This is a genomic window from Sphingobium sp. TomTYG75, from assembly GCF_054771635.1.
In genome coordinates this window covers 1,558,746-1,575,656 of sequence record NZ_BSRE01000001.1, presented here as the reverse complement: position 1 = coordinate 1,575,656, position 16,911 = coordinate 1,558,746, and the positions used below count along the sequence as shown (strand labels likewise).

Here is a 16,911-nt window from a genome sequence, read left to right as displayed (position 1 = left end):
GAGGGGAGTTCAGGCGGCGTGCTTCATCGCTGACGCTCAAGCCCCTCCCCTTCCGGGGAGGGGTTGGGGTGGGGTTGTGCCTCAACCGACCGAACCCTCCAACGAAATCCCCAACAGCTTCTGCGCCTCGACGGCGAACTCCATCGGCAGCTGTTGCAGCACCTCTTTAGCGAAGCCGTTCACGATCAACGAGACGGCGCTTTCCTGATCCAGTCCGCGCTGCATTGCGTAGAAGAGCTGGTCGTCGCTGATCTTGCTGGTCGTCGCCTCATGCTCGATCTGCGCCGAGGGGTTGCGCACCTCGATATAGGGCACGGTGTGCGCGCCGCACTGGTCGCCGAGCAGCAGGCTGTCGCACTGGGTGAAGTTGCGCACGCCCTCCGCGCCCGGCGCCACGCGCACCAGACCGCGATAGGTGTTGTTCGAGCGGCCCGCGCTGATGCCCTTCGACACGATGGTCGATCGCGACCCCTTGCCATTGTGGATCATCTTGGTGCCGGTGTCGGCCTGCTGCATATTGTTGGTCAGCGCCACCGAGTAGAACTCGCCGACGCTGTTCTCGCCGTTCAGCACGCAGCTGGGATACTTCCAGGTGATGGCGGAACCGGTTTCTACCTGCGTCCAGCTGACCTTGCTGTTGCGACCTTGGCAGAGCGCCCGCTTGGTCACGAAATTATAGATGCCGCCCTTGCCGTTCTCGTCGCCAGGATACCAGTTCTGGACGGTCGAATATTTGATCTCCGCATCGTCCAGCGCGACCAGTTCGACCACGGCGGCGTGCAGCTGATTTTCGTCCCGCATCGGCGCCGTGCAGCCTTCGAGATAGGAGACATAGCTCCCCTCATCCGCGACGATCAGTGTGCGCTCGAACTGGCCGGTATTCTCCGCGTTGATGCGGAAATAGGTGGAAAGCTCCATCGGGCAGCGCACGCCCTTGGGGATGTAGACGAAGGTGCCGTCAGAGAAGACCGCGCAATTGAGCGTAGCGAAATAATTGTCGTGCATCGGCACGACCTTGCCCAGCCACTTCTTCACGAGGTCGGGATATTCGCGCACCGCCTCGCTGATCGAGCGAAAGATGACGCCCGCTTCCTCCAGCTCCTTGCGGAAGGTGGTGGCGACCGACACGGAGTCGAATACGGCATCGACCGCGACCTTCCGGCTACCCTTCACCCCCGCCAGCATCTCCTGCTCGGCGATGGGGATGCCCAGCTTCTGATAGGTGGCGAGGATTTCGGGATCGACCTGATCCAGCGAGTCCAGCTCTGCCTTCTTTTTCGGCTCGGCGTAATAATAGGCGTCCTGATAGTCGATCGGCGGAATGTTGAGCTTGGCCCAGTCCGGCGACTCCATTTTCTGCCACATGGCGAAGGCTTTCAGCCGCCAGTCCAGCAGCCATTCCGGCTCCTTCTTCTTGGCGGAGATGAAGCGGACGGTATCCTCATTCAGGCCCTTGGGCGCGAAGTCCTGCTCGATGGCCGATGACCAGCCATGTTCATAGGCAGAGGCACGCTCGGCGGCCTCATGCGCTTCCAGATTGCGGCCAGAAAAACCCTGAACAGTGGTCGTCTCTTCGGTCATGCCATTTCTCGTGTCAGGCCAATTCTCGGGTCAAACTGGCGATCGTCACCCCGGCCAAGGCGGATCGTATCGCATTGTTCGCGACATTCATGTGCGGGCGTACGCGGCAGCCATGTTCCAGCGTGCAATCATGGGCGCCCTGTTCGGCACAGGCGGTCATGGCGATCGGTCCCTCCACCGCTTCCACGACATCCACCAAGGTGATCGCCGCCGCAGGGCGCGCGAGCCGCACGCCGCCGCCCGTTCCGCGACTTGATTCCAGCAGCCCCGCAGCCGAGAGACGGCTCACCAGCTTTTGCGCGGTGGGCAGCGGGATGCCGGTTTCGCTGGCAAGCGTGGTCGCATTCATCTTCGCCGCTCCGCAATGGCGCGCAGCGGCGGACATCAGCACCACGGCATAATCTGCGAAACTCGAAAGTCTCATCGTTGGCAAGCGTCCCGGTTGCGAACCATTCTCAAATCGGATCGAATCAATCCGATTGCGCATGTGGTCGCGCGGGCGCGTGGAATCAAGCCATTTCTATGAGTCCGCTCGTCTCAGCTGAAACGGTTCAGCACCGCCACGTCCGCACCCAGCGAGCGCCGCAGCAGGGTAAGCTGTGCCACGGCCGTCGGTTCGGTCTGCAACTGGTGGGGGGTCAAGCCGATGAAATGCTTGATCTCGCGGATGAAGTGCGACTGGTCGTAGAAGCGGCCATCCTCGCACAATTCCTGCCAGCTATGCTGATCCAGCGCGATGCGCGCACTGCATCGCAGCGCCCGATATTTCCGCGCCAGCAGCTTGGGCGGGCAGCCATAATAGCGATTGGTCAGCCGGGCAAGTTGGCGCGGTGACAACCCCGTTCGCTCCACCAGCGCTTCAATTCGGGGCGATCCTTCCCCCATCAGCCATGCATCTATGGATTCCAGCAATTGCCAGGTCGAAATGGGCAAGGGTTTCACCAATTGTCCCAGAACCGACCAGCAATGGGCAGCTATGGCCTCCGGGTCACGCATGGTCGCCAGGCTGGCCCGAAGCGCGGCCATCGCTCCCTTTTTCTCAGGGGCCATGTCCCGTACACGATCGGCAAGCGCGTTGGCGTCGCCACCGTCCAGACTGACCCACCCGGCCGGGAGCAACGACACGCCCACGACGCAGGCGGGTCCATCCAGTTCAAACCGGGTCGCGCCGAGGGTCGGGCCTAGCAGGCATATATCCGGTGTGGCCTCCACCGTTCCATCATGGAAATGGTAGCTTCCTGTCCCTTGCACCATGAACCGCAACTGGGGAACGTCGGCACGTGTCACGTCCAGATAGCGGTCAGCGCTTTCGGTAAAGAGGTAAACCGACCCGAAATAGGCCCGCAGATGTTCGGGCGGCGCGAAATAGCTTAATCGAACCGGACCTTGAGCCGCTTCCACCATATAGGAAAGCGACGGGTCTCCGACCTTTTCCCTGCCATTTGGCACCCCCCCGGATGCACTGTCGCGATGCGGCCCCATATTCACCCCACCAGCGCACTATGATGCTTCTTCGCGCCCGCGCAAGAGCGATACTGAGGAAACCACCGATTTTTCCGAACGGCTTCGAAAAAAAATGGCCCGGCGGTTTTACCCGCCGGGCCAGTAAAAGGTCTCGTCAGCCAAAGATGGCCAAGAGCCTTCGGGTCGCAGCACTTTCATAAGTCCGAATCGGACTCGGTTGATTGGATGGATCGGACATCTCGTGGGTTGAATCAGGACTAAAATGAATGATTTCGCAGCAGAATTTATTGTTGTGGGCCATCTGTTGCCCCTTTGCCACAGCGACTCGACGCCGGCCTGCCGCAATGGCATAGGCGCCCCATGTCCTATCGCCTTGTCCGCCCGCTTTTCTTCGCGCTCGATGCAGAACGCGCGCATCATTTTTCGGTCATGCTGCTCCGCTTGATGCCCGTTTCCCCTCCACCCGCACCGGACGCCGCGCTGGCCCAGACGGTGGCGGGCATCCGCTTTCCTAATCCAGTCGGACTGGCTGCCGGCTATGACAAGGAAGGGCTGGTCGCGCACAAGATGCATGCGCTGGGCTTTGGGTTCACCGAACTCGGAACGCTCACCCCGATGCCGCAGGCGGGTAATCCCAAGCCTAGACTGTTCCGCCTGGTCGAGGATCGCGCCGTCATCAACCGCATGGGTTTCAACAATGGCGGCCTGGCGGCGGCGGCCGAGCGCGTCGCCAAGCGCCGCCGTCCTGCTGGCGATGGGCGTGCACCGATCGTCGGCATCAATATCGGCGCGAACAAGGACGCTACCGACCGCATCGCCGATTATGTCACCGGCGTGACCTGCATGGCGCCGCTTGCCGATTATCTGACGGTCAACATCTCATCCCCCAACACGCCGGGACTGCGCGCCTTGCAGGACAGGGCAGCGCTGGACCAGTTGTTGGGCGCCGTCATGGCCGCGCGTGGCATGAACGGGGGCCGGGACGGAGGTCACCTGCCGCCCGTCTTCCTGAAGGTCGCGCCCGATCTGGAGCCTGCCGATGTCGAGGATATCGCCGCCGCTTGCCTGGACCATGGGGTGGACGCATTGATCGTGTCCAACACCACGATTTCGCGGCCCCCGCTCCGGTCGGTTCATGCCAATGAAAGTGGGGGATTGTCAGGCGCGCCGCTCACCGATCTGTCGCTTCAGCGGCTGCGCGATTTTCGCCAGATATTGGGCGCGCGCCTGCCCTTGATCGGCGTGGGCGGCATCGGCAATGCGGAACAGGCCTATGCCCGGCTCCGCGCGGGGGCGAGCCTGATCCAGCTTTACAGCGCGCTTGTTTATGAAGGGCCGTATCTCGCCCGGCGCATCAATGCGGGGCTGAAAAAGCTGATGGCACGGGATGGCTTCACCCATATCAGTGAGGTCATCGGCATCGACAGCTGATCTCGATGGTTGATCTCAGGGGCTTGCGGCGGCCCGGTCGGACGATAGGGTGCGGGGCATGACGCCTCGCCTCACTGGCCTGCTGGCCCCTATAATACTCGCTTTTCTATATGCCGCCCCCGTGGCGGCGCGCGAGCCTGTCTCACTCAATGCCACGGTTTCCGCCGCCGATCCGCGCGCGGCGGCGGCGGGGCAGGAGATGCTTCGCCAGGGCGGCAGCGCGACCGACGCCGCGATCGCCATGATGCTCGCCCTCAACGTGGTCGAACCGCATAATAGCGGAATCGGCGGCGGCGGCTTCCTGATGCATCATGATGGCGAAACGGGGGTGCTGGAGTCGATCGACGGGCGCGAAACCGCACCGGCAGCGGCCCGGCCCGACCGTTTCATCGGTGCGGACGGTCAGCCACTCGCCTTCAGGTCGGCCTGGCCCGGCGGGTATTCCGTAGGCGTGCCCGGCAACCTCCGGCTCGCTTGGGAAGCGCATCGCAAATGGGGGAAGCTTCCGTGGGCGGCGTTGTTTGCGCCTGCGATCCGCCTGGCCGAAGATGGCTTTGAGGTCCGTCAGAGGCTCGACACCGCGATGAAGGCGGTCGCCCCCATCTGGGCCGACTTTCCCGAGATTCAGAAGTTCTTCTGGATAGATGGCGCGCCCGCGCCGGTTGGCACGATGCTCAAAAACCCTCCGCTCGCTGCCCTGTTTCGGCGCATCGCCGCGGAAGGGCCAGACGCTTTTTACAAGGGCGAGACCGCACGGGCGATCGCCAGCACAGTCACCAACGCGCCCAAAAATCCCGTGCCCATGACGGAGGCCGATATCGCCTCCTATCAGGTGAGGGCGCGCAAGCCGGTCTGCGGACCGTATCGCGGCTACAGCATCTGCGGCATGGGTCCGGTTTCGTCCGGCGGGATCACCGTCCTGCAAATCCTGGGGATGGTCGAACGCTTCCCACTGGCGCAATGGGGGAAGGATGATCCCCGCTCCTGGCATGTCATCGGCGAAGCCATGCGCCTCGCCTATGCCGACCGCGACACCTGGCTGGGCGATCCCGCATTCGTGTCCGTGCCGATCGCGGGGCTGATCGACCCGGCCTATCTCAAGAAGCGATCGGCGCTCATCGCGCTTGGCCGCACCCTCAACGACTATCGCCCGGGCAGCCCGCCGGGCGCCGAGGCACGGACTGCGGCCCTGCCACAGCCGGAAAGCGGCACCAGCCATTTCGTGGCGATCGACCGGGATGGCGATATCGCGGCCTGGACCTCCACCATCGAAAGCTTCTTCGGCAGTCAGCTGATCGCCGATGGCGTCATCTTAAACAATGAACTGACCGATTTCAGCTTCACGCCCGAAAAGAACGGCGCGCCTGTCGCCAACCGGGTAGAACCGGGCAAGCGGCCGCTGTCCTCCATGTCGCCGACGATCGTCTATGACGGGAAAGGAACGCCGGTCTTCACCGTCGGCGCTGCGGGGGGGCGAACGATTATCATGCAGGTGGCGAAGGCCCTGATCGCCCATTTCGACTGGGGCTTGTCCGCGCAGGATGCCATCGCGCTGGGCTTGGAGTTCTTCGACGCCAACGGCCTTGTGCTGGAGCAGGGGACGCCGCTCGAAGCGATGAAGGCGCCGCTCGAAGGCTGGGGCCACAAGGTCACGATCGCTCCGATGGGATTGAAAGCAAATGCGGCGGAGCGCGCGCCCGACGGCCACTGGCGGGGCGCGGCCGATCCTAGAAGCCCCGGGGTTTCGCTTCAGGAATAACCGTCCACCTACCTCCCGTCATCCCAGCGAAAGCTGGAATCTCAGGCCTATGAGCGCACCCGCACGAGATCCCAGCTTTCGCTGGGATGACGGGTGTTCGCGGCGGCGGCCCTCACTTCTTCAAATCCAGCCCCGCGACCTTAAACTCAAACGGGAAGGTCTTGTCCTTCGGTCCAACGACCAGATTGACCTTCATCATCTTCGTCCTCTTGATCGCCTGATCAGCCTTGGCGGCTGGCAGCACCTCTATCCCGTCCTTGTTTTCCGTCATCCGCCCGCGCCAGTCGTGGCTCTTGCCATCATCGGTCACCGCCGTGACGCGGCAGTCGGACAAGTCGCAGCTGAAAGGCGCGCCCACCAGCTTCACGGTCACGTCCGCGCCACCTTCCGGCATCGGTTGTACCAGCAGCACGGAAAATGTGTCTTCGGCCGTCATCGTCTGCACGCTATTCGCGCTGCCGATATAAGCGACCTTGGGCTTGCCGCCCTCGCCTCCCTCATATTTCCACGTCTGACCGATCTGCTCGCGCTGGGTCGGCCCCTCCTTATCGCTGCCAGAACAGCCCGCCAGCAGGCTGATCGCCGCCAGCGCCAATAGGCTCCGCATCGCGCATCTCCTCAACTTCCGTTTCGATCACGCAAGGAGAACGCCCAGGCGCCCGCAGGTTTCCTACTTAGCTGTATCGCTCCGCAGTCTGCCGAATGAGTGCAATCATGTTGGGGATGCCCTGTGTCCGGTTGGAGCTGAGCTGATTCTTGAGGTCGAACGGCGCCAGCGCGCCTTCGATGTCCGCAGCGCCAATCTCGGCGGGCGCCTGATCCTGCACGGTCAGCAGGACCAGCGCGATGATCCCCTTGGTGATCGCAGCATTGCTGTCCGCCAGGAAATGCAGCCGCCCATCGTCGCGCACCGTCGGGTAGACCCACACCGCCGCCGAACAGCCTCGCACCAGCGTCGCATCGGTCTTGAGCGCGTCGGGCATCGCCTCCAGCGCGCGCCCAAGGTCGATCAGCAGTCGGTAACGGTCATCCGCGTCCAGAAATTCATATTCTTCCTGAAGATCGGCAAGGGCAGGCACATCGGTCATATCCCGCATATAGGCAGAAAAGCGGCCCGCGAAAGCCGCTTTCCTTACAGATCGACGCCCGCCGCGATCGCTTCCAGCTTGCGGATACGTTCCTTGAGGTCGGCGACCTCGATGCGCGCGCTGGCCGAAGGCGGCACAGCGTCAACGTCCGGCCGCGCCAGCTCCGCACGCTTCAGTGCCAGCCAGCCGTTCCAGCCGCGCAAAGTGGCCGCCGCGACGATCAACAGTGCGATAATGCAGCTCGCCGCGATGGTCAGCGTAAAAGCCAGCTCCTGCATGCCGTCCTCCGAACGCCTTGCTCAACGCAGGCTGTCGATCTCGTCCGCCAGCCTCGTGTTGCGGCTGGTGTAGAATGTCTCGATATCCGCCAGACGCCGGTCGATGTCGCGAAACTTCGATCGCACGTCCCGTGCCGACCGCGCCGGATTGGTCCGCACGCCTTGCCAAAATTTCTCGTCATCCCGGTCGGCATAAAGGCCCAGCGGCTTGTTCTCGGCGAAATAAGCAGCGGCGAAATAGGCGATCAGCGACCAGGGAAAGGCGCCCATCAGCGTCACCAGCACCGCGCCGACGCGGACCCACGTCACGTCGATGCCCGCATAGTCGGCGATGCCTGAGCACACGCCCATCCATTTGCCATTCTGCTTGTCGAGGTAGAATTTCGTACGGCGCGCAGCCATGTCAGTTCCTCCTGCCGATATCCTGGCCGTCGAGATCATAAGCGTCGTCGAGCGCGGAGCGCGACGGACGAAAATCGGGATTGTCGGCGGCGACGATCCGCTCGACCGTCTGCAGCCGGTCTTCCAACCGCCGCGCGAGCAGGTGCATTTCGTCCAGCAACCGCTCATCCTCATCGGTGATCTTGGGCGCCTGCTTCCACTTGGTCGTATAGTGCAGGATCAGCCAGGGCATGCCGATGAACAGCATGCCGCAGATCATGATCGGTAAAAACACATCCTCCATGCGTCACGCTCCCCTGTTCAAGCTGTCCTGTTCATGCTGGCTTTCATCGCGGCGAGTTCGGCATCGACCTTCTCGGTCGACTGCAACTCGGCAATTTCCTCCTCCAGAGTCTTCTGACCCTGGCCGAGATTCAGCGCATCCGCACGCCCTTCGGCCATGTCGACCCGGCGCTCCAATATGTCGAAGCGGGCGAAGGCCTCATTCACCTTTTCCCCGGCATAGGCTTCGCGCATGCGCGCACGATTTTGCGCGCTTTCCATCCGCGTGACCAGACTGTTCTGCCGGGTCCGCGCCTCGCGCAGCTTCCCTTGCAGCTTGGCGATGTCCTCCTCCGAAGCCTTCAGTGCCTCGTCCAGCACCTCGATCTCATGGGAAAGCTTCTCCGCCATGTCGGCCGCCTTCTGCTTTTCCACCAGCGCCGCCTTGGCCAGGTCCTCGCGATCCTTGCTCAGCGCCAGCTGCGCCTTCTCGGTCCAGCTGTCCTGCAAGCCTTGCAGCTTGCCGATATGGCGGCGCATCTCCTTCTGATCAGCAATGGTCCGCGCGGCGGACGCACGCACTTCGACCAGCGTTTCCTCCATTTCCAGGATGATCATGCGGATCATCTTCGCGGGGTCTTCGGCCCGGTCGAGCAGGTCTGTGACATTGGCGGCAATGATGTCGCGCGTGCGAGAAAAGATACCCATCGGAACTGCAATCCTTCGTTCAGCGGCTTTGCCCGCCTTCTTTGCAGGAGCCGTGCCAATTCGTGAAAAGCCGGAATTTCCTGCGTTGACTCCCTCCAGCTCCAATTAATCTTGCCAATAAGTGGTGATTTTCACCATAATATGGTCATGGAACGAAACAGCCAGTTCATCGGCCAGTCGCTGCCTTTCCTTGACGCAGTCGAGCAGGCAGGACGCGCCGCCGAACTCGATCGCCCGATCCTGGTTGTTGGCGAGCGTGGCACGGGCAAGGAACTGGTCGCCGAACGCCTCCATCGCCTCTCCCCGCGCTGGGGCGAGCCGCTCATCGTCATGAACTGCGCCGCGCTTCCGGAAACGCTGATCGAGGCGGAACTGTTCGGCCATGAACAGGGCGCCTTCACCGGCGCCACCCGCGCCCGCGCCGGGCGGTTCGAGGAAGCCGATGGCGGCACGCTCTTTCTCGATGAACTGGCGACCCTCTCCATGGCCGCGCAGGAACGGCTGCTGCGCGTCATCGAATATGGCGAAGTCACCCGGATCGGCGCATCCCGGTCAATGACGGTGGACGTCCGTATCATCGCGGCCACCAACGAAGACCTGCCCCTGCTCGCCGAAACGGGCCGCTTCCGCGCGGACCTGCTCGACCGGCTCAGTTTCGAAGTCATCACCCTGCCACCGCTTCGGGTTCGCGAGGGCGATGTGGCCGTGCTCGCGGATCATTTCGGCCGCCGCATGGCCGCCGAACTGGGACGGCCCGAATGGCGTGGCTTCACGCCCGACTGCCTCGCCGCGCTGGAAGCGCATGGCTGGCCCGGTAATGTCCGCGAACTGCGCAATGTCGTGGAGCGGGCCGTCTATCGCTGGGAAGAGCCCTCAGATCCGGTCGGCCGGATCATCTTCGACCCCTTCGCCTCGCCCTGGAAGCCGCAGGCGCCGCCGCCCAACGCCAGTGCAGAGGAACCCAAGCCCGCCCCCGCAACCGGCTTCACCAACGTCAGCGACCTGCGCGCAGCCGTGGACGCGCATGAGGCCGCAATCGTGCACGCAACGCTGGAACACCACCGCTACAACCAACGCGCAACCGCCAAGGCTCTTGGCCTAAGCTATGACCAGCTTCGCCATTGTTTGAGGAAACATGGCTTGGGTGCTGAGCGCCCTCTCTAGCCTACCGCCGTTCAGGCTGTTTGAACGAGCCGCTTGTCTCGTTCAAATGTCGAAGTCCCTCACTTAGCGGGTCGGGACAGGCTCCGGCCCCGAATAGTCATAAAAGCCCCTGCCGGTCTTGCGTCCCAGCCAGCCAGCCTCGACATATTTCACCAGCAGCGGCGCGGGGCGATATTTGGAATCCCCTGTTGTCGACCGCAGCACGTTCAGAATCTCAAGGCAGGTATCGAGCCCAACAAAATCCGCCAGCGTCAGCGGACCCATGGGATGGTTCAGCCCCAGCCGCACGCCCGTGTCGATGTCGCGAATGTTGGAAACCCCTTCGCCCAACGCAAAGATGGATTCGTTGATCATCGGCAGCAGGATGCGATTGACGACGAAACCGGGGGAATCGAACGCCTGCACGACGTGCTTGCCCAGCCGCTTGGTATAGGCTTCGATCGTCGCGACCGTCTCGTCGGACGTCGCCAGCCCGCGGATCAACTCGATCAGCGCCATGACCTGTACGGGGTTGAAGAAGTGGATGCCCACGAACAGCGCCGGATCGGGCACCACCTGCGCCAAACGAGTGATGGGGATGGACGACGTATTGGTCGCCAGGATCGTGCCGGCCGTGATCACCGCGCTCACATTGGTGAAGATGCTGCGCTTGATCTCTTCCCGCTCGGTCGCGGCTTCGATCACCAGTTGAGCTTCGGCCAGCGGAGCCAGGTCACCGCTCGGCCGGATGCGGGCGAAGGCGGCTTCGGAATCTTCCTGGCTCAACTTGCCCTTTTCGACCGCGCGAGCAAGCTGCTTTGAAATGCCCTGAAGCCCCTTTTGCGCGCGCGCCAGATCGACGTCGCACAGGATCACATCATAGCCAGCCTGCGCGCTGACCTGCGCGATCCCCGCGCCCATCTGACCAGCGCCGATGACGCCCACGGTCTGAATGTCGGTCATGCTAATGTCCTCGCAAAAATAATTTGCCGCCCACTAGCGCTATGGGAAGCAGGGGGCCAGCGCTTTCGAGCATCCATCACAACGGCTGCTGTGTTAATCAGGGCTAGCACGCCGCGTTTGTGGGACGGATAGCCCCCGTCGCCCGGCAGGCTGCTTCGACCCTGTTCATTTCCGCCTTTGCCTGCCGCCTGCTTGATGGTTAAAAGGCCGCGCATGTCCGTTTCAGCGTCCATGCCCGAGCCGGCAACCGGAAGGTTCATTGCCGCCGTGCATCACTTTCCCTTGCGTGTCTATTTTGAGGATACGGACCTGTCCGGGCTCGTCTATCACGCCAATTATCTACGTTATATGGAGCGCGCGCGATCCGACATGCTGCGCGTGGCTGGGATCGATCAGCGCGCCGCGCAGGAAGATGGCACCGGCGTCTATGCCGTCACCAGCCTCCAAATCGCCTATAAGCGCCCGGCCCGGCTTGACGATGATCTGCTGGTCGAAAGCCGCGTGACCGCCATTCGCCCTGTCGCCTGCACCATTCATCAAAGAGTCAGGTGCGGCGATGAAATACTGACGGACGGCGAAGTCTCTGTCGCCTTCCTGACCAGCCAGGGCCGTCCCACCCGGCAACCCAAGCCCTGGATCGACATTTTCAGCCGTTTGATGAGAGGGGAAGACATCAACCCATGAGCCTTTCGATGCCCGACGTCGGCGCCGCTGTCGGCGCCGCCACCCAAGCTGCGACCATTTCGCCGCTCGCCCTGTTCCTGCAGGCCGACATTGTCGTGAAGGTGGTGATGCTGGGCCTCGTGCTCGCCAGCATCTGGACCTGGGCGATGATCATCGGCTTCACCTTCACCCTGCGCAAGGCCAGCCGCCACAGCAGCGCGTTCGAGGATGATTTCTGGAAAGCGGAAGATATAGACCGCTTCTATGAGGCGCGGGGCAAGTCATCCGACTTTCCTGCAGCCAAGGTCATGGCTGCAGGCGTCACCGAATGGCGCCGCTCCACCGCGCAGAAGGTCATCGACCGCGACGGCACGCGCGACCGGCTGTCGACGGCTATGTCCAGCATGATCGCGGCAGAGGTCGATCGCCTGTCCGATCGCCTGAACATCCTTGCGACGATCGGCTCGGTTGCGCCCTTTGTCGGCCTGTTCGGCACCGTGTGGGGTATCATGCGCGCCTTCACCGCCATCGCGAAGGAACAGAACAGCTCGCTCGCCGTCGTCGCGCCCGGCATTGCCGAAGCGCTCTTCGCCACGGCGATCGGCCTGTTCGCGGCGATCCCGGCCGTCATCGCCTACAACCGCTTCAGCCACGGCATCAACCGCATGGAATCCAAGCTCACCCGCTTTGCGGACGGCTTTTATTCGACGCTCAGCCGGGAGTTGGAGGCGCAGCGGTGATGGCACCCTTCACCGTCATCCCACCCCATTTCGTCATCCCAGCGGAAGCTGGGATCTCGTGCCTCACGCCCGGCCCTATCCCTCCTGAGATGCCAGCTTTCGCTGGCATGACGGAGGTCGTGTAAATGGCCATGTCCGGCCCACCCTCTCACCGCCGTGGCCGGGGCCGCGCGCCGATGGCGGACATCAACGTCACCCCTCTGGTCGACGTCATGCTGGTGCTGCTCATCATCTTCATGGTGACCGCGCCGCTGCTCGTCACCGGCGTTCCTGTGAATCTTCCGGAAACCCGCGCCAAAGGGCTCGATCAAGATCAGAAGCCGACCGTCGTATCCATCGACCGCGACGGCGGCCTCTACATCGACGAGACCCAGATCAGCGATGCTGACCTGCCCGACCGCCTGGCCGAGATCATGTCCGCCAACGCAGGCAAGGCCGAGCCGCCGCAAATCTTCCTGCGCGCCGACACTGGCCTCGACTATGGCCGGGTCATGCGCGTCATGGGCGAACTCAACCGCGCCGGGCTTAACAAGGTCGCGTTGGTCAGCACCGGCGGTGACGATGCCCCAATCTCCTCAGGCGCCGTCAGCGGCGGTTCAGAATAGGGACCATAGGACTCGGGGATGGAACGTGCGGAGAAAATCGGCCTTGGCGTGGCGACGGCGGGACATGTCCTGCTGTTCGGCTTGCTGTCGGTTGGCTTTCTCGCCACCCCCAATCCGCTCAAACTAAATTCGCCGCCGATGGACGTCAGTCTGGTGGACGAGGCCGCACTGCAATCCGCCGCGCCGCAAATCTCGACCCAGCCGCCGCCGCCCAGCATCGCGCCGGAAGCAGGCCCGACCGAGGATGCGGCACCGGCGCCCGTTCCTGAACCCGCGCCTGTGCCGGAGCCGGAGCCGACACCCGCCAAGCCCGAACCGGCCCCGGCACCGGCAAAGAAGGACGTGGCAAAGCCCCAGCCAAAGCCGAAGCCAAGGCCCGCGCCTACACGGCCAGCGGCCAAGCCGACGCCCGCCAAAGCGAAGCCCGCCGCCGCGCCGGCCCCGGCCAAGGCCGCGCAAAAGCCTGCCGCAAAGGCCAAGCCCAATGCCCCTGCCCGCGCGTCCGGTCAGGGCAAGGCGGAAAAGCCCAAGGGGTCGCTGCTCGGCAAGGATTTCCTGAAGGGCATCGACACCGAAGCCGACGCTCCGCGCAGGGCCGCGCCGCCGCCCGCTGCGACCATGGGTCCCGTCCAGAAGGCTGCGCTTGATCGCCTGATCGGCGATCAGATCTATCGGCATCTGAAGCTCCCTTCCGGCGCGGATGTCGAGCAGCTGGTGGCCTTTCTGGAGGTGAAGATCGACCGCAACGGCCGAGTAATCGGCAGGCCCGAAGTGATCGACGTGCAGGGCCAGACGGCCAGCAACAAGCCGCAGGTCTCCATCTACAAGGAACGCGCCGTGCAGGCGGTCATGCAGGCGTCCCCTTTCCAGGGGCTGCCGGACGAATATTATGAACAGTGGAAATGGCTCAAGCCGTTGAGAGTCTACGCAAGGAAAGCGCGATGAGAAGCTTTGGAATAACCGCACTGCTCGCCCTTTGCGCAGCCTTTGCCAGCCCTGCGATGGCCCAGTTGTCGGTCGATGTGACCGGCGACATCGACAGCAACCTCAAGATCGTCGTGCCCGCCCTCCCCCCACAGGCGGAGGTGTCTACCCCGGCTGGTTCGTCCAGCGAACTTGGCCGCAAGATCGCCGAAGTAATCGCCTCGGACCTCAAGGGCTCGGGCCTGTTCGATCCGTCCGGTCCCGGCGGCATCCCCGCCATCGCCTTTCCCGAAGTCACCAACCCGGCCTATGACAAATGGGGCGCCTATCAGGCGCTGGTGCAGGGCTTCGTCCGCACCACGGGTGGCGAGGCGGACATCACGGTCGGCTGCTATCTCTATGACGTGGCGCTCAAGCAGGAGCTAACCCGCCAGGGCTATGTCGTCGCCCCCCGCGACTGGCGGCGCGCCGCGCATAAATGCGCAGACGCCATCTATGCGCGCCTGTCGGGCGAAAGCCCCTTCTTCGACAGCCGCATCGCCTATATCGCGGAGAGCGGCCCCAAAGGGAACCGCACCAAGCGCCTTGCCATCATGGATAGCGATGGCGCCAACCACCGCTTCATCACCAACGGCCAGTCGATTGCGCTGACCCCGCGCTTTTCGCCCGATTACAAATCGATAGTCTATGTGAGCTATCTGGGCAGCCGGGTGCGCATCTATGTCTATGACATCGGCACCGGCCGTCAGCGCCTCGTCACCGAAAGCAACAATGCCACTTTTGCTCCGCGCTGGTCGCCCGATGGCCGCAACATCCTCTTTTCGATGGCGGTCGCGGGCAATACCGACATCTATCGCGTGTCGGCGCAGGGCGGGCAGCCCGTCCGCCTCACCACCGCTCCGGGCATCGATGTCGGGGGCAGCTATTCCCCCGATGGCACCCGCATCGTCTTTGAAAGCGACCGTTCGGGTAGCCAGCAAGTCTATGTCATGAACGCCGATGGGTCGGCACAGCGCCGCATCAGCCACGGCGGCGGCCGCTATGCGACGCCCGAATGGAGCCCGCGCGGCGACCTCATCGCCTTCACCAAGATCAGCGGCGACTTCAAGATCGCCGTCATGACGCCGGACGGCGGCAATGAACGCATCCTCACCAATGGCTGGCAGGATGAGCAGCCGACCTGGTCGCCCAACGGCCGCGTCCTGCAATTTTTCCGCACCTCCGCCGGGCGCGAAGGCACCAGCCAGGTCTGGCAAGTCGACCTGACCGGCGTCAACGAGCGCCGCATCCCCACGCCCTTGAGCGGCTCCGACCCTGCATGGGGTCCGCTGCTGCCCTGACAGGGAACCACATCATCGCGCAAGCGTAACGACCGCATGGACTTTTTGAGGAGCCTCCCATGAAACTCAACCGCCCCCTTTTGATCGCCGTGTCCGTCCTCGCGCTCGCCGCCTGCGGCAAGAAGGCGCCCAAGGACCTGCCACCCCCGCCCGCAACCGATACCAGTGCGCAGACCGGCACCGGGACCGGCACGACCACTGGTCCGGTCAAGGGCAGCCAGGAAGATTTCGTCGCGTCGGTCTCATCCGACCGCATCTTCTTCGACACCGACCAATATGATGTCGATGCGCAGGACCAGCAGACCTTGCAGAGCCAGGCGGCATGGTTGCAGCAGAACCCCAATGTTCGCGTCACGATCGAAGGCCATGCCGACGAGCGTGGCACCCGCGACTATAATATCGCGCTCGGCGATCGCCGCGCCAATGCCGCGAAAAACTATCTCGCTTCACTCGGCATCGACCCCAGCCGGATCAACACGGTCAGCTATGGCAAGGAACGCCCCGCTGCGCTGGGTTCGGATGAAGCCGCCTGGGCACAGAACCGCCGCGCTGTAACCGTGACTGTTCAGTATTAAAAAGCCTTCGGGTCGCACCAGGCTATTAGAAAGCCCGCCGGTTTTCGGACCGGCGGGCTTTTTCTGTGTCAGGATATGGCAACGGGCGTTCCGTGCCTCTCCCTGCTTACGGTAGGCGCTTAGGATGAGCGGCCCAGCTTTGGGAGCGCCCACGAAGGGCGGCGCGTCCTAAGCCTGTTTGCGCCGTTCAGCGATGCGGCGAGTGAGGAGTTGCATCATGTTGACGGTGATCTCGACGGCAGCTTCGGGGACGCCGTCGAACAGCTGCTGCGACAGGTCATCCAGTCGTGCTTCGATCCGTGCTGCAACGTCGCGACCTGCATCGGTGAACTCCACCCGGTTCGATCGCTTGTCATCCGGATGCGGCAGGCGCTCGATCAATCCCATCGCCGCCAGCCCGTCCAGCGTCCGCACCAGCGAGGGCTGGGTAATGCCCAGCTGATCGGCGAGATCGGCCTGCCTTACGTCGGGACCCAGCCGGGCGAGGTGCACCAGGCACCAGCCCGCGCTGGAGGACACCCGCAATTCCGCCAGCGCTTCATCAGCCAGTTGCCGCCAGCCGCGCGCGACCAGCGGGAACTGCTGCACCAGCCCCTGCGTCAGGCCGGAACTAGACATCAGGATAATCCCAGGGTGGCGCGGCCGGTCATTGGCGGAAACGCCCGCTTAAACGCGCCGCGTGCCGGAAAAGCCCGCCGCGCCAAACGCGCCCAGCTGCATGGTGCCGTTGATCGCATCGCCTTCCACGACCGCTTCGCATTCCATCGTGATGGGCATGGGCATGGTCATGTTCATCTTCCAATTGAGCTTGTCGCCGTCGACCTTGCCCTCGGCGACGTCCAGCGACCCCATCATGCCCGCGAAGGTGCCGTGGAAGCTGGTGCCGTTGCTGATGACGGTGAACACGCCCTTCTGATCGCCCAGCGGCGTCTTTGCCACGCAGTCATAAGCGCCATCGACATTCGCCATCACTTCATCTCCTCAAG

Annotated in this window: 21 protein-coding genes; 9 read left to right on the top strand and 12 right to left on the bottom strand. The window is 63.3% G+C overall.

Annotated elements, in window-relative coordinates; all coding sequences use genetic code 11:
* Window positions 1-81: 81 nt before the first annotated feature.
* From sufB to ACYU81_RS07950, 3 genes are all read right to left on the bottom strand, one after another.
* Window positions 82-1,581 (bottom strand): Fe-S cluster assembly protein SufB, encoded by a 1,500-nt coding sequence (sufB, locus tag ACYU81_RS07960; protein WP_460987130.1) that lies wholly within the window; start codon window positions 1,579-1,581, stop codon window positions 82-84.
* Between the two features lie 13 nt (window positions 1,582-1,594).
* Window positions 1,595-2,005 (bottom strand): RrF2 family transcriptional regulator, encoded by a 411-nt coding sequence (locus tag ACYU81_RS07955; protein ID WP_449470695.1) that lies wholly within the window; start codon window positions 2,003-2,005, stop codon window positions 1,595-1,597.
* A 113-nt stretch (window positions 2,006-2,118) separates the two neighbouring features.
* Window positions 2,119-3,063 (bottom strand): helix-turn-helix domain-containing protein, encoded by a 945-nt coding sequence (locus ACYU81_RS07950; protein ID WP_460987129.1) that lies wholly within the window; start codon window positions 3,061-3,063, stop codon window positions 2,119-2,121.
* A 342-nt stretch (window positions 3,064-3,405) separates the two neighbouring features.
* Here ACYU81_RS07950 and ACYU81_RS07945 point away from each other — a divergent pair, with 342 nt between their 5' ends.
* Window positions 3,406-4,476, top strand: a complete 1,071-nt coding sequence (locus ACYU81_RS07945) for a quinone-dependent dihydroorotate dehydrogenase (protein WP_460987128.1) — start codon at window positions 3,406-3,408, stop codon at window positions 4,474-4,476.
* Window positions 4,477-4,534: 58 nt separating this feature from the next.
* Window positions 4,535-6,235 carry a gamma-glutamyltransferase gene (gene ggt / locus ACYU81_RS07940; protein WP_460987127.1) on the top strand — a complete coding sequence of 567 codons (1,701 nt, stop codon included), beginning with the start codon at window positions 4,535-4,537 and terminating at the stop codon, window positions 6,233-6,235.
* A gap of 112 nt (window positions 6,236-6,347) precedes the next feature.
* Here ggt and ACYU81_RS07935 read toward each other — a convergent pair whose 3' ends face one another.
* The 6 genes from ACYU81_RS07935 to pspA form a co-directional block, all read right to left on the bottom strand.
* A complete protein-coding gene (locus ACYU81_RS07935; protein WP_460987126.1) occupies window positions 6,348-6,842 on the bottom strand; it encodes a hypothetical protein in 495 nt (164 codons plus the stop codon).
* 67 nt (window positions 6,843-6,909) lie between these two features.
* The gene (locus tag ACYU81_RS07930; protein WP_449470688.1) at window positions 6,910-7,332 is read right to left on the bottom strand and encodes a SufE family protein; all 423 of its coding nucleotides are present in this window, start codon (window positions 7,330-7,332) and stop codon (window positions 6,910-6,912) included.
* Window positions 7,333-7,367: 35 nt separating this feature from the next.
* Window positions 7,368-7,601 (bottom strand): hypothetical protein, encoded by a 234-nt coding sequence (locus ACYU81_RS07925; protein WP_449470687.1) that lies wholly within the window; start codon window positions 7,599-7,601, stop codon window positions 7,368-7,370.
* A 21-nt stretch (window positions 7,602-7,622) separates the two neighbouring features.
* Complete coding sequence (gene pspC, locus ACYU81_RS07920; protein ID WP_449470685.1) at window positions 7,623-8,003, bottom strand: envelope stress response membrane protein PspC; 381 nt, start codon at window positions 8,001-8,003, stop codon at window positions 7,623-7,625.
* 1 nt (window position 8,004) lies between these two features.
* Window positions 8,005-8,286 carry an envelope stress response membrane protein PspB gene (gene pspB, locus ACYU81_RS07915; RefSeq protein ID WP_460987125.1) on the bottom strand — a complete coding sequence of 94 codons (282 nt, stop codon included), beginning with the start codon at window positions 8,284-8,286 and terminating at the stop codon, window positions 8,005-8,007.
* A 17-nt stretch (window positions 8,287-8,303) separates the two neighbouring features.
* A complete protein-coding gene (pspA, locus tag ACYU81_RS07910; protein ID WP_460987124.1) occupies window positions 8,304-8,972 on the bottom strand; it encodes a phage shock protein PspA in 669 nt (222 codons plus the stop codon).
* 147 nt (window positions 8,973-9,119) lie between these two features.
* On the opposite strand from pspA, the gene pspF reads away from it, so the two are divergent.
* Complete coding sequence (pspF, locus tag ACYU81_RS07905) at window positions 9,120-10,136, top strand: phage shock protein operon transcriptional activator (protein ID WP_460987123.1); 1,017 nt, start codon at window positions 9,120-9,122, stop codon at window positions 10,134-10,136.
* Window positions 10,137-10,199: 63 nt separating this feature from the next.
* On the opposite strand, the gene ACYU81_RS07900 is transcribed toward pspF, so the two are convergent.
* Window positions 10,200-11,078, bottom strand: coding sequence for a 3-hydroxybutyryl-CoA dehydrogenase (locus tag ACYU81_RS07900; protein ID WP_460987122.1), 879 nt, complete (start codon window positions 11,076-11,078; stop codon window positions 10,200-10,202).
* Window positions 11,079-11,291: 213 nt separating this feature from the next.
* Between ACYU81_RS07900 and ACYU81_RS07895 the strand changes: the two genes are divergently transcribed.
* The 6 genes from ACYU81_RS07895 (at window position 11,292) to pal (ending at window position 15,925) form a co-directional block, all read left to right on the top strand.
* Entirely contained in the window at window positions 11,292-11,762 is a 471-nt protein-coding gene (locus ACYU81_RS07895) for a YbgC/FadM family acyl-CoA thioesterase (RefSeq protein ID WP_460987121.1), read from the top strand.
* On the top strand, window positions 11,759-12,481 hold the full coding sequence (gene tolQ, locus ACYU81_RS07890; RefSeq protein WP_449470678.1) for a protein TolQ: 723 nt from the start codon (window positions 11,759-11,761) through the stop codon (window positions 12,479-12,481). The genes ACYU81_RS07895 and tolQ overlap by 4 nt, the downstream gene beginning before the upstream one ends.
* Window positions 12,482-12,606: 125 nt before the next feature.
* The gene (gene tolR / locus ACYU81_RS07885; protein WP_460987120.1) at window positions 12,607-13,086 is read left to right on the top strand and encodes a protein TolR; all 480 of its coding nucleotides are present in this window, start codon (window positions 12,607-12,609) and stop codon (window positions 13,084-13,086) included.
* 18 nt (window positions 13,087-13,104) lie between these two features.
* Complete coding sequence (locus ACYU81_RS07880; protein ID WP_460987119.1) at window positions 13,105-14,031, top strand: cell envelope biogenesis protein TolA; 927 nt, start codon at window positions 13,105-13,107, stop codon at window positions 14,029-14,031.
* Window positions 14,028-15,350 (top strand): Tol-Pal system beta propeller repeat protein TolB, encoded by a 1,323-nt coding sequence (gene tolB / locus ACYU81_RS07875; protein WP_460987118.1) that lies wholly within the window; start codon window positions 14,028-14,030, stop codon window positions 15,348-15,350. Before ACYU81_RS07880 ends, tolB begins: the two co-directional genes overlap by 4 nt.
* A gap of 59 nt (window positions 15,351-15,409) precedes the next feature.
* Window positions 15,410-15,925, top strand: coding sequence for a peptidoglycan-associated lipoprotein Pal (pal, locus tag ACYU81_RS07870; protein WP_449470672.1), 516 nt, complete (start codon window positions 15,410-15,412; stop codon window positions 15,923-15,925).
* A 168-nt stretch (window positions 15,926-16,093) separates the two neighbouring features.
* Here the strand turns inward: pal and ACYU81_RS07865 are convergent, their stop codons facing one another.
* Window positions 16,094-16,543, bottom strand: coding sequence for a MarR family winged helix-turn-helix transcriptional regulator (locus tag ACYU81_RS07865; protein ID WP_460987117.1), 450 nt, complete (start codon window positions 16,541-16,543; stop codon window positions 16,094-16,096).
* Between the two features lie 48 nt (window positions 16,544-16,591).
* Window positions 16,592-16,894 carry a hypothetical protein gene (locus ACYU81_RS07860; RefSeq protein WP_449470669.1) on the bottom strand — a complete coding sequence of 101 codons (303 nt, stop codon included), beginning with the start codon at window positions 16,892-16,894 and terminating at the stop codon, window positions 16,592-16,594.
* Window positions 16,895-16,911 lie beyond the last annotated feature (17 nt).

What these genes read in the sequence shown, in the direction of transcription:
- ACYU81_RS07895 (WP_460987121.1), top strand. Translation starts at nt 11,292, where the DNA reads ATGTCCGTTTCAGCGTCCATGCCCGAGCCGGCAACCGGAAGGTTCATT.
- ACYU81_RS07930 (WP_449470688.1), bottom strand. Translation starts at nt 7,332, where the DNA reads ATGCGGGATATGACCGATGTGCCTGCCCTTGCCGATCTTCAGGAAGAA.
- sufB (WP_460987130.1), bottom strand. Translation starts at nt 1,581, where the DNA reads ATGACCGAAGAGACGACCACTGTTCAGGGTTTTTCTGGCCGCAATCTG.
- tolB (WP_460987118.1), top strand. Translation starts at nt 14,028, where the DNA reads ATGAGAAGCTTTGGAATAACCGCACTGCTCGCCCTTTGCGCAGCCTTT.
- pspF (WP_460987123.1), top strand. Translation starts at nt 9,120, where the DNA reads ATGGAACGAAACAGCCAGTTCATCGGCCAGTCGCTGCCTTTCCTTGAC.
- ACYU81_RS07865 (WP_460987117.1), bottom strand. Translation starts at nt 16,543, where the DNA reads ATGTCTAGTTCCGGCCTGACGCAGGGGCTGGTGCAGCAGTTCCCGCTG.
- ACYU81_RS07935 (WP_460987126.1), bottom strand. Translation starts at nt 6,842, where the DNA reads ATGCGGAGCCTATTGGCGCTGGCGGCGATCAGCCTGCTGGCGGGCTGT.
- ACYU81_RS07955 (WP_449470695.1), bottom strand. Translation starts at nt 2,005, where the DNA reads ATGAGACTTTCGAGTTTCGCAGATTATGCCGTGGTGCTGATGTCCGCC.
- tolQ (WP_449470678.1), top strand. Translation starts at nt 11,759, where the DNA reads ATGAGCCTTTCGATGCCCGACGTCGGCGCCGCTGTCGGCGCCGCCACC.
- ggt (WP_460987127.1), top strand. Translation starts at nt 4,535, where the DNA reads ATGACGCCTCGCCTCACTGGCCTGCTGGCCCCTATAATACTCGCTTTT.
- ACYU81_RS07925 (WP_449470687.1), bottom strand. Translation starts at nt 7,601, where the DNA reads ATGCAGGAGCTGGCTTTTACGCTGACCATCGCGGCGAGCTGCATTATC.
- pspB (WP_460987125.1), bottom strand. Translation starts at nt 8,286, where the DNA reads ATGGAGGATGTGTTTTTACCGATCATGATCTGCGGCATGCTGTTCATC.
- ACYU81_RS07950 (WP_460987129.1), bottom strand. Translation starts at nt 3,063, where the DNA reads ATGGGGCCGCATCGCGACAGTGCATCCGGGGGGGTGCCAAATGGCAGG.
- ACYU81_RS07900 (WP_460987122.1), bottom strand. Translation starts at nt 11,078, where the DNA reads ATGACCGACATTCAGACCGTGGGCGTCATCGGCGCTGGTCAGATGGGC.
- tolR (WP_460987120.1), top strand. Translation starts at nt 12,607, where the DNA reads ATGGCCATGTCCGGCCCACCCTCTCACCGCCGTGGCCGGGGCCGCGCG.
- pspC (WP_449470685.1), bottom strand. Translation starts at nt 8,003, where the DNA reads ATGGCTGCGCGCCGTACGAAATTCTACCTCGACAAGCAGAATGGCAAA.
- pspA (WP_460987124.1), bottom strand. Translation starts at nt 8,972, where the DNA reads ATGGGTATCTTTTCTCGCACGCGCGACATCATTGCCGCCAATGTCACA.
- ACYU81_RS07880 (WP_460987119.1), top strand. Translation starts at nt 13,105, where the DNA reads ATGGAACGTGCGGAGAAAATCGGCCTTGGCGTGGCGACGGCGGGACAT.
- pal (WP_449470672.1), top strand. Translation starts at nt 15,410, where the DNA reads ATGAAACTCAACCGCCCCCTTTTGATCGCCGTGTCCGTCCTCGCGCTC.
- ACYU81_RS07945 (WP_460987128.1), top strand. Translation starts at nt 3,406, where the DNA reads ATGTCCTATCGCCTTGTCCGCCCGCTTTTCTTCGCGCTCGATGCAGAA.
- ACYU81_RS07860 (WP_449470669.1), bottom strand. Translation starts at nt 16,894, where the DNA reads ATGGCGAATGTCGATGGCGCTTATGACTGCGTGGCAAAGACGCCGCTG.